Below are 11,182 nucleotides of genomic sequence, written 5' to 3' on the forward strand. Positions count from 1 at the left end.
CGGCGATTCTGTGTTTGGGCGCGCGGGTGCCGGGCCTGGGCCTGACCGGGGTCGAGCTTCAGCGGGAATATGCCGATCTTGCCGGGCGCAACGCCGCGGCCAACGGCGTCGCGCTGGAGGTGGTCCGCGCCGACCTGGCGCAACTGCCCGCCGAGCTGCGCCAGCAGCGGTTCGATCACGTCATCGCCAATCCGCCCTATTTCCGCGCTGGCGCGCACAGGGCCGCCACCGATGCCGGACGGCGCGTGGCGCTGGGCGAGATGACGCCGCTGTCCGACTGGGTGTCGGTCGCCGCGCGGCGGCTGGTCGACCGGGGGTTTCTGCATATGATTCAACGCTCTGACCGGCTACCCGACCTGCTGGGCGCGCTGGCAGGCCGGCTGGGATCGGTCGAGGTGCTGCCGCTGTCGGGGCGCGCCGGGCGGGCGCCCGAACTGATTATTCTGAGTGCCCGAAAGGGGGGGCGGGCGGCGTTTCGCCTGCACGCTCCGGTTGTGATGCATCCCGGTCCCGTGCATGACGGCCGGCGTGACAGCTACACGCCGGAAATCGAGGCGGTGCTGCGTCACGGCGCGTCGCTGGACTGGCCGGGGCGGTCGAAACCTTAACCAAACTGTCATCTTTTCGCGAGTTGGTCTCACCCTGCTGCGTCTGCGGCGTGACAGATGCCGCCGAATCTGCTCAACTTGTCTGGCAACTTATTCAGAGGAGGATTGCCATGAGCGTAAGCTCGCATCTCGCGGAACTGAAAAAGAAGCACCAGCATCTGAGCGTCGAAGTGGAAGAGGCGCAGCGTGCACCCGGTGTGGACGGGTTGGTCCTGGCAAACCTCAAAAAGCAGAAGCTAAGACTGAAAGAACAGATCGAACGGTTGTCGAGCTAGGCAGCGGACCGCATCAGCGCTGAACCACGTCCTCGACCGGGATCACGGTCAGGTTGTCGGTGACTGATGTGGTTTTCTCGATCTCGGAGAGCATCCAGTCGCGAAAGGCGCGGACCTGCGGTCTGTGTTCGCTGCCCTGCGGACAGAGAAAGCGGAAATGTGCCTTGGTGGAGATGGCGATGCCATACGGCGCGACCAGCCGCTGTTCGAAGATGTCCTTGACGGTCAGCGCGCGCCGGCCCAGCACCACGCCGACGCCCGCCAGCGCCGCGTCGACCGCGTGGTCGGCCTGCGAGAACCGCGCCGCGTAGCTGGGGGTAAAGTCCAGCCCCACGGCGCGGAACCAGGTGGGCCAGTCGCAGGGCGGATCGAGAAAGCTGATCGAATCGTCCAGGATCAGCGGCGCCTCGCGCAGCGCGTCCGGCGTGGGATAGCGCGCGGCCAGCGCCGGCGTCATCACCGGGGTCAGCCATTCATAGGACAGGCTGAGCGCATAGAGGCCGGGATCGGGGCCATAGCCAAAGCGGATCGCCACATCGACCTCGTCGCGGGCGAAATCCATCATCCGCAGACTGGCCGAGAACCGCAGCTCGATCTCCGGATGGGCACGGGCAAACTCATAGAGCCTGGGCGCCAGCCATTTCGCGGTGAAGGCCGGTCCGGCGGTGACGGTCAGGGTGGTGTCATCCTGCAACCGCCGTGCCGCCCGCCAGGCGGCGGTCAGCGCCGCGAAGCCCTCGGCCGCGCCCGGGGCCAGGGCCTGGCCCGCGCGGGTCAGTTCCACGGCGCGGTTCAGCCGGTGAAACAGCGGCTGGCCCAAGTGCTGCTCCAGTGACTTGATCTGAAACGACAAAGCCGCCGGCGTCACGTTCAACTCTTCGGCTGCCTTGGCAAAAGACATGTGGCGGGCGGCGGCGTCGAAGGCGCGCAAGGCGGTCAGGGGCGGCAGGCTGGCGGGCATAACGGTCAAGAATTTCTTAACTGGTGGGTCCAAAACTCTCGTTTGTCGGAAGGGAAAGCAAGGCCCATCTTGGGCACAGCGAAGAAAACCTGAAGTTAAGGAATGCCCCGATGCTGGAAAACCCGACAAACCGAACCGTTTACAATGCCATGGCCGCCGCCCATGCCGCGCGCGGACAGGCGATGAAAGATGCCTGGACCTGGCTGTTCCGCCGCCGCTGAGCCGGAGGTGATCGCATGAAAAAAGGCCGGTTCCCCTGAACCGGCCTTTTTCGTTGACGATGGCGGTGCCGCTCAGACGAAGAACTGGCCGCCATTGGCCGAAATGGTCGACCCATTGATAAAGCCGGCATCGTCCGAGGCCAGGAAAGCGACGCAGCGGGCAATCTCTTCGGGTTCGCCCAGCCGGCCTGCGGGGATCTGCGCGATGATCGATTCGCGCACCTTTTCCGGCACCGCCATCACCATGTCGGTGGCGATATAGCCGGGGCAGATGGCATTGGCGGTGATCCCGGCGCGGGCGCCTTCCTGCGCCAGCGATTTGATGATGCCCAGATCGCCGGCCTTGGTCGCGGCATAGTTCACCTGGGCAAACTGGCCTTTCTGACCGTTGATCGAGCTGATCACGATGATGCGGCCGAACTTGCGTTCACGCATGCCTGGCCAGACCGGGTGCACGGTGTTGAACACCCCGGTCAGGTTGGTGTCGATCACCTGGTGCCATTGTTCCGGCGTCATCTTGTGGAAGGGGGCGTCGCGGGTGATGCCCGCATTGGCCACGACAATGTCGATCGGGCCCAGATCCGCCTCGACCTTGGCAAGGCCGGCCTTGGATTCGTCGTAATCGGCGACGTTCCACTTGTAGGTCTTGATGCCGGTCTCTTCGGTGAACTTGGCGGCGGCTTCGTCATTGCCGGCATAGGTCGCGGCAACAGAGCAGCCCGCGCTTTTCAAAGCGGCGGAAATTGCAGCGCCGATTCCTCGGGAACCGCCGGTCACTAGGGCTACGCGGGACATTGATGGGTCTCCTCCAGATGTCTTGGATAATGAAATTACGTTCAGCACCTATAACCACGCAATAATATTGCGAAGCTGATTTTTCAACACCGAAAAGCGGTTTATTCGCATGGGAATAGCAGCGGCCAGGGGCCGCTGCCTTGATTTAGATCAGGGGCGTTCCACGCACATGGCCACGCCCATGCCGCCGCCGATGCACAGTGTTGCCAGGCCTTTCTTGGCATCGCGACGCTTCATTTCGAACAGGAGAGTGTTCAGCACCCGCGCGCCCGAGGCGCCGATCGGGTGGCCGATGGCGATCGCGCCGCCGTTCACGTTCACGATTTCCGGATCCCAGCCCATGTCCTTGTTCACGGCGCAGGCCTGCGCGGCAAAGGCTTCGTTGGCTTCGACCAGGTCCAGGTCGGAGGGCTTCCAGCCGGCTTTTTCCAGTGCCTTGCGCGAGGCATAGACCGGGCCGACGCCCATGATCGCCGGGTCCAGGCCGGCGGTGGCGTAGCTGACGATGCGTGCCAACGGATCGATCCCGCGCTTTTCGGCCTCGTCAGCCGACATCAGCAGAACCGCTGCCGCGCCGTCATTGATACCCGAGGCATTGGCCGCGGTGACCGAGCCGTCCTTGGCGAAGGCGGGGCGCAGTTTCTGCATCGCCTCGATGGTGGCGCCGTGACGGATATACTCATCCTTGTCCATCACGATGTCGCCCTTGCGGGTCTTGATGGTGAAGGGAATGATCTCGTCGCTGAACTTGCCCGCCTTTTGTGCGGCCTCGGCCTTGTTCTGCGAGGCGACGGCAAACTCGTCCTGCATTTCGCGGTTGATCTGCCATTTCTCGGCGACGTTCTCGGCAGTCTGGCCCATGTGATAGCCGTTGAAGGCGTCCCACAGCCCGTCCTTGATCATGGTGTCGATATAGGACAGGTCGCCCATCTTGTGGCCCTGGCGCAGGTTCTGCGCATGCGGCGACATCGACATGTTTTCCTGGCCGCCGGCCGCGACGATATCGGCATCGCCCAGCTGGATATGCTGCGCCGCCAGGGCAACCGCCCGCAGCCCCGAGCCACAGACCTGGTTGATGCCCCAGGCCGCGCTTTCCTGCGGCAGGCCGGCATTGATATGGGCCTGGCGGGCCGGGTTCTGGCCCTGCGCCGCGGTCAGCACCTGGCCAAGAATGGTTTCGGATACTTCCGATTTGTCGATGCCGGCGCGGCTTACCACCGCTTCGAGAACGGCCGCCCCCAGGTCGTGGGCGGGGGTGTTGGCAAATGTGCCGCCAAAACTGCCCACGCCGGTACGCGCCGCGGATGCGATTACTACATTGGTCATGATCCGTGATCCTCTGCCATGAAACGGGCGGAGGGCATGGGCAGGCCGTCTCCCCACGGCTGGTGCCATCTGCTTCCGTCCTTCACCTTCGGACATAAAGCATTGCCGCAGGTGCAGCAACCGCAAGCCGGAATTGCTGTCAAATCAGCCGGCGGCCATCACGCGCGGCGCGCCCTGACGGTGTTCGCGGCCGCGACCGGTATCAGTTTGGGCGCGCCGTAGAGATAGCCCTGAAGGCAGTCTACCCGCGCCGCGATCAGGAAATCGGCATCGGCCTGCTCTTCCACATGTTCGGCGATCACCAGCATGTCGAATTCGCGGGCGATGGCGATCAGCGTCCGCACCAGGGCGTGGTTGTCGAGATTGGCGTGGATGCCGCGGATGAATTCGCCGTCGATCTTGACCGCGTCGAACAGAAAGTCGCGCAGGTGGCGCAGGATGGTGGGGCCGGTGCCGAAATTGTCCAATGCGAAGGCGATGCCATGCGGCTGCATCTGATCCATGAAGTCCAGCACCAGTTCCGGCACGGCCATTGCCGAGCTTTCGCCGATTTCCAGCATCAGCCGTTCGCCCAGGGTGTCGTCGGCGCCGAGATGCCGTTCAAGCGTGGTGCCCCAGTCGCGATAGCCGATGGAGCGGGCGGACATGTTGATCGACAGGCGGATCTCGGGCCGTTCGGCCAGCAGGCGCAGCCCGAGGTCCAGTGCCAGGCAGTCGAGTTGGCGGCCCAGTTCGGTCGCGGCGATCCGGGGCATGAAATCGCGGGCCGGGATCGGCCGCCCGGTATCGTCCAGCACCCTCGCGAAGGCCTCGTAAAACGCCACCTGGCCGGGATTGCGGGCCTGCACCACCGGCTGATGCGCCAGGATCACCTCGCGGTGCCGGATCGCCGAGGCGACGATGGTCATCAGCTTGCGGTCGCGCCCGACCATGGCCGCGCTGAGCGGGCTGTCCGTGCCGCCGGGATGCGGCCGCGGTGCGGCGGTGATGTGTTCGCGATCATGTGCCATCAGGGCTCCAGGGCCGGGAAGCGGGCGGCTTGGACCATCGGGCAAATTCCTGAAGCAGCGATTAAGATGGCCGGAGGGGGCGGGGGCAACCCGGTGGAATTTGACCGAGTCGCGCGCCGCGGCGGCCGCAGCGGGACGGGCGGCCGCACAAGGCGGCACCTGTCCCGCCTTGTGATGAGACCGCGCGGCGGCTAAGGGAGGCACCGCAAGGAGCTGCGCGATGCCAATCTTTCTGTCCACCGACGCCCCCGATTTCGAACCTGCCTTTGCGGCGCTGCTGTCGGCCAAGCGAGAAGACAGCCCCGATGTGGACGCGGCGGTGGCCGCGATCATCGAGGATGTGCGCACCCGCGGCGATGCGGCGGTGATCGACCTGACGGCGAAATTCGACCGGATCGACCTGACGCCGCAGACATTGGCGATCTCGGCCGACGAGATCGCCGCGGCGGCGGCCCAGGTCACCACGGCCGAACGCGAGGCGCTGGAACTGGCCGCCGAACGCATCCGCGCCTATCACGTCCGGCAGATGCCGGAGGATGTGCAGTGGGTCGATCCCGAGGGCGCAACCCTGGGCTGGCGCTGGACCCCGGTGCCGGCGGCTGGGCTCTATGTGCCGGGCGGTCTGGCCTCCTACCCGTCGTCCCTGCTGATGAACGCGATCCCGGCCAAGGTGGCGGGGGTGGGCCGGCTGGCCGTCGCGGTGCCGACACCGGGCGGCGCGGTGAATCCGCTGGTCCTGCTGGCGGCGCAGATCGCCGGGGTGGACGAGATCTATCGGATCGGCGGGGCGCAGGCGATTGCGGCGCTGGCCCATGGCACCGAAACCATCGCGCCGGTGGCCAAGATCACCGGGCCGGGCAATGCCTATGTCGCCGCCGCCAAGCGCCGGGTGTTCGGCAAGGTGGGAATCGACATGATCGCCGGGCCCTCCGAGATCCTGGTGATTGCCGATGCCGAGAACGATCCGGACTGGATCGCGCTGGATCTGATGAGCCAGGCCGAACATGACGAAAGCGCGCAGGCGCTGCTGATCACCGATGACGAAGCCTTTGGTCGCGCCGTGGCAGAGGCGGTGGAAAAGCGGCTCGAAACGCTCGAGCGCCGCGCCATCGCCGCGGCCAGCTGGCGGGATTTCGGCGCGGTGATCACCGTGCGCGACCTGGACGAGGCGGCGACGCTGTCGAACTGCATCGCGCCGGAACACCTGGAACTGTGCGTTGCCGACCCGCAGGCGCTGGCGGCCAAGACAGTGCATGCCGGGGCGATCTTCCTGGGGCAATGGACGCCCGAGGCGATCGGCGATTATGTCGGCGGGCCGAACCATGTGCTGCCCACCGCGCGTTCGGCGCGGTTCTCGTCGGGGCTGTCGGTGCTGGATTTCCTCAAGCGTACCACCCTGGCGCAGATGACGCCGGAGGCGCTGCGCGCCATCGGTCCTGCGGCCGAGCGGCTTGCCCAATCGGAGAGCCTGGAGGCACATGGGCTGTCGGTTGCGGCGCGATTGCGCAGGTTGAACGGCTGAGCCCGGCGGCGCCCTCTGCCGCATTGCCTCGGACGGTTGGCCGCGATAGCTAGGGCGCAGTTCACTGACAGGATAGCGCCCCATGTCCCGGATCAGCCAAATCGAGATCGACGATTCCAACCTGCCGCCTCCGACCCCGGAGATCGAGCAGGAGCGCAAGGTCGCGATTTTCGATCTGCTGGAGGATAACAGCTTTACCCTGCCCGACCGCGACGGGCGGCAGGTGCCGGCCGGGCCCTACAAGGTAAACCTGGCGATCCGCGACAAGCGGCTGGTCTTCGACGTGCTGACCGAGGCCGATGACAAGGCGGCTGAGTTTCACCTGTCGCTGGGGCCGTTCCGGCAGGTGGTGAAGGACTATTTCCAGATCTGCGAAAGCTATTACCAGGCGGTCCGGACCCTGCCGCCCAGTCAGATCGAAACCATCGACATGGCCCGGCGGGGCATTCACAACGAGGGCAGCCGGGTGCTGCAAGAGCGTCTGGACGGCAAGGTGGATGTTGATTCCGACACCGCGCGCCGCCTGTTCACCCTGATCTGCGTGCTGCATTTCGGGGGTTGAATGACCAATCCGCTGCCGCAATCGGTACTGTTCTGCTGCGACCACAATGCGGTGCGCTCGCCGATGGCCGAAGCTATCATGAAGAAGTTCTACGGCACCGGCACCTATGTGCAGTCGGTCGGCGTGCATAACGACCTGGAGGTCGACGGCTTTGCCATCACCGTCTGCCAGGAGATGGACGTGGAGCTGTCGCGCCACCGGTCGCGGTCTTTTGACGAGATGGAACAGTGGGGCGACGATCTCAGCTCGTTCGACCTGGTGGTCGCATTGTCACCGGCCAGCCAGCGCCGGGCGCTGGAACTGACGCGGTTTTTCCACCTGGTGGTGGAATACTGGCCGATCCTCGACCCCACCGGGCTGGGCGAGACGCGCACCGACAAGCTGGCCGCCTATCGCCAGACCCGCGACCAGATCATCACCCGGCTGAAAGACCATTGGGGCGAACCCAAGGAGGAACATTGATGCAGGCGGTCGAGCGCTATTTCGAGGCCTTCAATGCCGGCGACACGCCCGGCATGCTGGATTGTCTGAGCGACGACGTGGCCCATCACGTCAACGAGGGCAAGATACGCCACGGCAAGGATCTGTTCGCCGAGTTCTGCGCGCATATGAGCCGCTGCTATCGCGAGGAACTGACCGATCTGGTGATTTTCAGCGCCGCAAACGGCAGCCGCGCGGCGGCGGAATACATGGTGAACGGCACCTACCTGGCCACCGATGCCGGCCTGCCCGAGGCCAGGGGGCAGTCCTATCGCCTGCCGGCAGGGTCGTTTTTCCATCTGCACGACGGCAAGATCACGCGGGTCACCACCTATTACAACCTGGCCGACTGGGTGCGGCAGGTGTCGTGACCGACGTCCGGGTGCTGACCGGTGCGGCGCTGGAGGCCGCGCTGGACGAGGTGGCCGCGCTGCGCCTCGCGGTGTTCCGCGACTGGCCCTATCTTTATGACGGCGATCTGGACTACGAGCGGCGCTATCTCGACAGCTATCGCAGCGCGCCGGGCGCGGTGCTGGTCGGCGCGTTTGACGGTGCGCGGCTGGTGGGCGCTGCCACCGGCACGCCGCTGGCCGAGCATGCCGACGCCTTCGGGGCGGCCTTCGAAGGCACCGGCATCGCCCTGTCCTCGGTGTTCTACTGCGCCGAATCCGTGCTGTTGCCCGCATATCGCGGCCAGGGCATCGGCCACCGGTTTTTCGACCTGCGCGAGGCCCATGCCCGTGCGCGGGGCCATGACCGGGTGGCCTTCTGCGCGGTGATCCGGCCCGAAGATCACCCGGCCCGGCCCGCCGCATACCGCCCGCTGGATGCCTTCTGGCGCGGCCGGGGCTATGAGCCGCTGCCCGGGGTGATCGCGCAATTCAGCTGGACCGATCTGGGCCAGCCGGGCGAAACATTGAAACCGCTGCAATTCTGGTGCCGCCGGCTCGACTGAGCCCGCACAGGGGAGAGTCCAATGAAAATTGCCACCGCCGCCTATCCGCTCGACGCGCTGCACAGCTGGGCGCAATACGAGGACAAGCTGTCGCACTGGGTGGCCGAAGCAGCCGGGCAGGGCGCCGATCTGCTGGTGTTCCCGGAATATGGCGCGATGGAACTGGCAACGCTGGACGGGGCCGAGGTGGCCGGCGATCTGCACCGCTCGGTCCGGGCGATCACCGCGCATATGGAGGCGGCCAACCAGCTGCATCGCCGCCTGGCGCGCGATTATAATGTTCATATCCTGGGCGGCTCTGCACCGCTGGCCGGATTGCAGGACATGCCGGTGAACCGGGCGCATTTCTTCACCCCCGGTGGCGCGATGGCGCATCAGGACAAGCAGATCATGACCCCGTGGGAGCGCGACCCCTGGGGCATCGCCCCCGGCGCCCCGTTGCAGCTGTTCGAGACCGCGCTGGGCAAGATCGGCATCCTGATCTGCTATGACAGCGAATTTCCGCTGCTGGCCCGCGCGCTGGCCGAGGCCGACCTGATCCTGGTGCCGTCCTGCACCGAAACCCTGCGCGGTTATTGGCGGGTGCGCATCGGTGCCATGGCCCGCGCGCTGGAGGGGCAATGTGTGACCGCCATGGCCTCGCTGGTGGGGGCGGCCGACTGGTCCGAGGCGGTGGATGTCAGCACCGGCGCCGGCGGCGTTTTTGGCCCGCCCGATACCGGTTTTCCCGAAACCGGGGTGCTGGCCGCCGGCACGCTGAACGCGCCGGGCTGGACCTATGCCGAGATCGATCTGGCCGATATTTCCCGCGTGCGCCGCGACGGCGCGGTGCGCAATCGCAGCCACTGGGAGGAACAGGCCGCGCGCGCCGGATTGGTAACAAATGTGATGTTGCAGTGAATGCACCCTTGAAAAGCGGCCCGTTTAAGCCCATTTAAGCGCACGGCCTGCGTCCTGGCGGGCTACACTGCAATGGAGACCACATGGCCAAGGAAGATACTCTCGAATTCCCCGGCGTCGTGAAGGAACTCCTGCCGAATGCGACATTCCGGGTCGAACTCGAGAACGGCCATGAAATCATCGCACATACGGCAGGCAAGATGCGCAAGAACCGCATCCGCGTTCTGGCCGGAGACAAGGTGCAGGTCGAAATGACCCCCTATGATCTGACCAAGGGTCGGATCAACTATCGCTTTAAATAGCGCGCTGCCCAGCGTTGCGCGGCGCGGCAACATCGGGCGCGGCGCGCGATTCGCGGCCGCGCAGGGCATCGGGAAGGGGCCACGCATGACCCCCCGCCTGATCCTCGGTTCCGGCAGCCCCCGGCGGCTGGAGCTTCTCGCGCATCTCGGCGTGACCCCCGACGCGGTGCGCCCCCCCGATATCGACGAGACCCCCGGACCGGCCGAGCAGCCGCGCCCCTATTGCGCGCGCATCGCCCGCCAGAAGGTGCTGGCGGTCGAGGCCGATGCCACCGATATCGTGCTATGCGCCGATACCACCGTGGCCCTGGGCCGCCGCATCCTCGGCAAACCCGCCGATGCCGGCCAGGCGGCGGAATACCTGCTGAGCCTGTCGGGCCGGCGCCACCGGGTGATCACCTCGGTTGCCCTGCGCTGTGGTACACGGGTCTGGCAAAAGGATGTGGAAAGCGCGGTGCGGATGAAACGACTCTCGGACGAGGAACTGAACGCCTATCTCGCCACCGGCGACTGGGCCGGCAAGGCCGGCGCCTATGGCATCCAGGGCGCCGCCGGGGCCTTCATCCCGTGGATTTCCGGCTCGTTCACCGCGATTGTCGGCCTGCCGCTGGCGGAAACCGCCGGGCTGCTGCAGGCGGCGGGCTATCCGCTGTACCGGGCCGCGTCATGAAGGGGCGCACCATCCTGCTGGACCATCTCGAGGGCCGCGAGGCGGCGGCGCTGATGGTCGATGGCAAGCTGGACGACCTGTTCGTCGAGGGCGACGCGCCGCCACCCGGCACCATCTGGCGCGCCCGCGCCGACCGGCCGGTCAAGGGCCAGGGCGGCATGTTCCTGACCACGCCGGACGGGCCGGCCTTTCTGCGCCAGGTCAAGGGGCTGGCCGGGGGCGCGCATCTGCTGGTGCAGGTCACCGGCTATGCCGAGCCGGGCAAGGCGGTGCCGGTGACCGCCAAGGTGCTGTTCAAAAGCCGCTATGCCATCGTCACCCCCGACGCGCCGGGGCTGAACCTGTCGCGGGCGATCCGCGAGGATGACGAACGCGACCGCCTGCTGGAGATCGCCCACGAGGCGATGGCGGGCAGCCCCTTCGGCCTGATCCTGCGCTCGGCCTGCGCCGGCGCCGACGAGGCGGCGGTGGCCGAGGATATCGCCGCGATGCTGGCCCTGGCCCAGCAGGTGAGCGACGATCCCGGCACCGGGCCCGAGCGGCTGCTGGATGGTGACGGGCCACATGCGCTGGCCTGGCGCGAATGGGCTGCCGA

15 protein-coding genes are annotated in these 11,182 nt (G+C 66.3%); 11 read left to right on the forward strand and 4 right to left on the reverse strand.

What is annotated here, in order from left to right:
- The coding region (locus CVM52_RS19990) for a tRNA1(Val) (adenine(37)-N6)-methyltransferase (protein WP_100164189.1) at positions 1–608 on the forward strand (608 nt) is incomplete at its 5' end.
- A 110-nt stretch (positions 609–718) separates the two neighbouring features.
- Positions 719–883, forward strand: a complete 165-nt coding sequence (locus tag CVM52_RS19995; RefSeq protein WP_100164190.1) for a YdcH family protein — start codon at positions 719–721, stop codon at positions 881–883.
- A 13-nt stretch (positions 884–896) separates the two neighbouring features.
- On the opposite strand, the gene CVM52_RS20000 is transcribed toward CVM52_RS19995, so the two are convergent.
- The 4 genes from CVM52_RS20000 to CVM52_RS20015 all read right to left on the reverse strand — a co-directional run bounded on the left by CVM52_RS20000 (position 897) and on the right by CVM52_RS20015 (position 5,196).
- A complete protein-coding gene (locus CVM52_RS20000; RefSeq protein WP_100164191.1) occupies positions 897–1,844 on the reverse strand; it encodes a transcriptional regulator GcvA in 948 nt (315 codons plus the stop codon).
- A gap of 293 nt (positions 1,845–2,137) precedes the next feature.
- The gene (phbB, locus tag CVM52_RS20005; RefSeq protein WP_100164192.1) at positions 2,138–2,860 is read right to left on the reverse strand and encodes an acetoacetyl-CoA reductase; all 723 of its coding nucleotides are present in this window, start codon (positions 2,858–2,860) and stop codon (positions 2,138–2,140) included.
- A 150-nt stretch (positions 2,861–3,010) separates the two neighbouring features.
- Positions 3,011–4,186, reverse strand: coding sequence for an acetyl-CoA C-acetyltransferase (locus CVM52_RS20010; RefSeq protein WP_100164193.1), 1,176 nt, complete (start codon positions 4,184–4,186; stop codon positions 3,011–3,013).
- Between the two features lie 158 nt (positions 4,187–4,344).
- Positions 4,345–5,196 carry an EAL domain-containing protein gene (locus CVM52_RS20015; RefSeq protein ID WP_100164194.1) on the reverse strand — a complete coding sequence of 284 codons (852 nt, stop codon included), beginning with the start codon at positions 5,194–5,196 and terminating at the stop codon, positions 4,345–4,347.
- A gap of 220 nt (positions 5,197–5,416) precedes the next feature.
- On the opposite strand from CVM52_RS20015, the gene hisD reads away from it, so the two are divergent.
- From hisD to CVM52_RS20060, 9 genes are all read left to right on the forward strand, one after another.
- Complete coding sequence (hisD, locus tag CVM52_RS20020; protein WP_100164195.1) at positions 5,417–6,718, forward strand: histidinol dehydrogenase; 1,302 nt, start codon at positions 5,417–5,419, stop codon at positions 6,716–6,718.
- Positions 6,719–6,800: 82 nt separating this feature from the next.
- Entirely contained in the window at positions 6,801–7,280 is a 480-nt protein-coding gene (locus CVM52_RS20025; RefSeq protein WP_100164196.1) for a UPF0262 family protein, read from the forward strand.
- Positions 7,281–7,742, forward strand: coding sequence for an arsenate-mycothiol transferase ArsC (locus CVM52_RS20030; RefSeq protein ID WP_100164197.1), 462 nt, complete (start codon positions 7,281–7,283; stop codon positions 7,740–7,742).
- Complete coding sequence (locus CVM52_RS20035; RefSeq protein ID WP_370741631.1) at positions 7,742–8,131, forward strand: ketosteroid isomerase-related protein; 390 nt, start codon at positions 7,742–7,744, stop codon at positions 8,129–8,131. Before CVM52_RS20030 ends, CVM52_RS20035 begins: the two co-directional genes overlap by 1 nt.
- Positions 8,128–8,715, forward strand: coding sequence for a GNAT family N-acetyltransferase (locus CVM52_RS20040; RefSeq protein ID WP_240621011.1), 588 nt, complete (start codon positions 8,128–8,130; stop codon positions 8,713–8,715). Before CVM52_RS20035 ends, CVM52_RS20040 begins: the two co-directional genes overlap by 4 nt.
- A gap of 21 nt (positions 8,716–8,736) precedes the next feature.
- Complete coding sequence (locus CVM52_RS20045) at positions 8,737–9,615, forward strand: carbon-nitrogen hydrolase family protein (protein WP_100164199.1); 879 nt, start codon at positions 8,737–8,739, stop codon at positions 9,613–9,615.
- Positions 9,616–9,698: 83 nt separating this feature from the next.
- Positions 9,699–9,917 carry a translation initiation factor IF-1 gene (infA, locus tag CVM52_RS20050; RefSeq protein ID WP_005978431.1) on the forward strand — a complete coding sequence of 73 codons (219 nt, stop codon included), beginning with the start codon at positions 9,699–9,701 and terminating at the stop codon, positions 9,915–9,917.
- Positions 9,918–10,002: 85 nt separating this feature from the next.
- Entirely contained in the window at positions 10,003–10,587 is a 585-nt protein-coding gene (locus CVM52_RS20055; RefSeq protein WP_100164200.1) for a Maf family protein, read from the forward strand.
- On the forward strand, positions 10,584–11,182 hold a 599-nt coding region (locus CVM52_RS20060; protein WP_205964996.1), incomplete at its 3' end, for a ribonuclease E/G. The genes CVM52_RS20055 and CVM52_RS20060, both read left to right, overlap by 4 nt.

The sequence above is a fragment of the Pseudooceanicola lipolyticus genome, from assembly GCF_002786325.1.
Taxonomy (GTDB): Bacteria; Pseudomonadota; Alphaproteobacteria; order Rhodobacterales; family Rhodobacteraceae; genus Pseudooceanicola_C; species Pseudooceanicola_C lipolyticus.

Excerpts from the sequence above, each read along its gene's own strand:
- CVM52_RS19995 (WP_100164190.1), top strand. The coding sequence starts at position 719 with ATGAGCGTAAGCTCGCATCTCGCGGAACTGAAAAAGAAGCACCAGCAT.
- CVM52_RS20000 (WP_100164191.1), bottom strand. The coding sequence starts at position 1,844 with ATGCCCGCCAGCCTGCCGCCCCTGACCGCCTTGCGCGCCTTCGACGCC.
- phbB (WP_100164192.1), bottom strand. The coding sequence starts at position 2,860 with ATGTCCCGCGTAGCCCTAGTGACCGGCGGTTCCCGAGGAATCGGCGCT.
- CVM52_RS20010 (WP_100164193.1), bottom strand. The coding sequence starts at position 4,186 with ATGACCAATGTAGTAATCGCATCCGCGGCGCGTACCGGCGTGGGCAGT.
- CVM52_RS20015 (WP_100164194.1), bottom strand. The coding sequence starts at position 5,196 with ATGGCACATGATCGCGAACACATCACCGCCGCACCGCGGCCGCATCCC.
- hisD (WP_100164195.1), top strand. The coding sequence starts at position 5,417 with ATGCCAATCTTTCTGTCCACCGACGCCCCCGATTTCGAACCTGCCTTT.
- CVM52_RS20025 (WP_100164196.1), top strand. The coding sequence starts at position 6,801 with ATGTCCCGGATCAGCCAAATCGAGATCGACGATTCCAACCTGCCGCCT.
- CVM52_RS20030 (WP_100164197.1), top strand. The coding sequence starts at position 7,281 with ATGACCAATCCGCTGCCGCAATCGGTACTGTTCTGCTGCGACCACAAT.
- CVM52_RS20035 (WP_370741631.1), top strand. The coding sequence starts at position 7,742 with ATGCAGGCGGTCGAGCGCTATTTCGAGGCCTTCAATGCCGGCGACACG.
- CVM52_RS20045 (WP_100164199.1), top strand. The coding sequence starts at position 8,737 with ATGAAAATTGCCACCGCCGCCTATCCGCTCGACGCGCTGCACAGCTGG.
- infA (WP_005978431.1), top strand. The coding sequence starts at position 9,699 with ATGGCCAAGGAAGATACTCTCGAATTCCCCGGCGTCGTGAAGGAACTC.
- CVM52_RS20055 (WP_100164200.1), top strand. The coding sequence starts at position 10,003 with ATGACCCCCCGCCTGATCCTCGGTTCCGGCAGCCCCCGGCGGCTGGAG.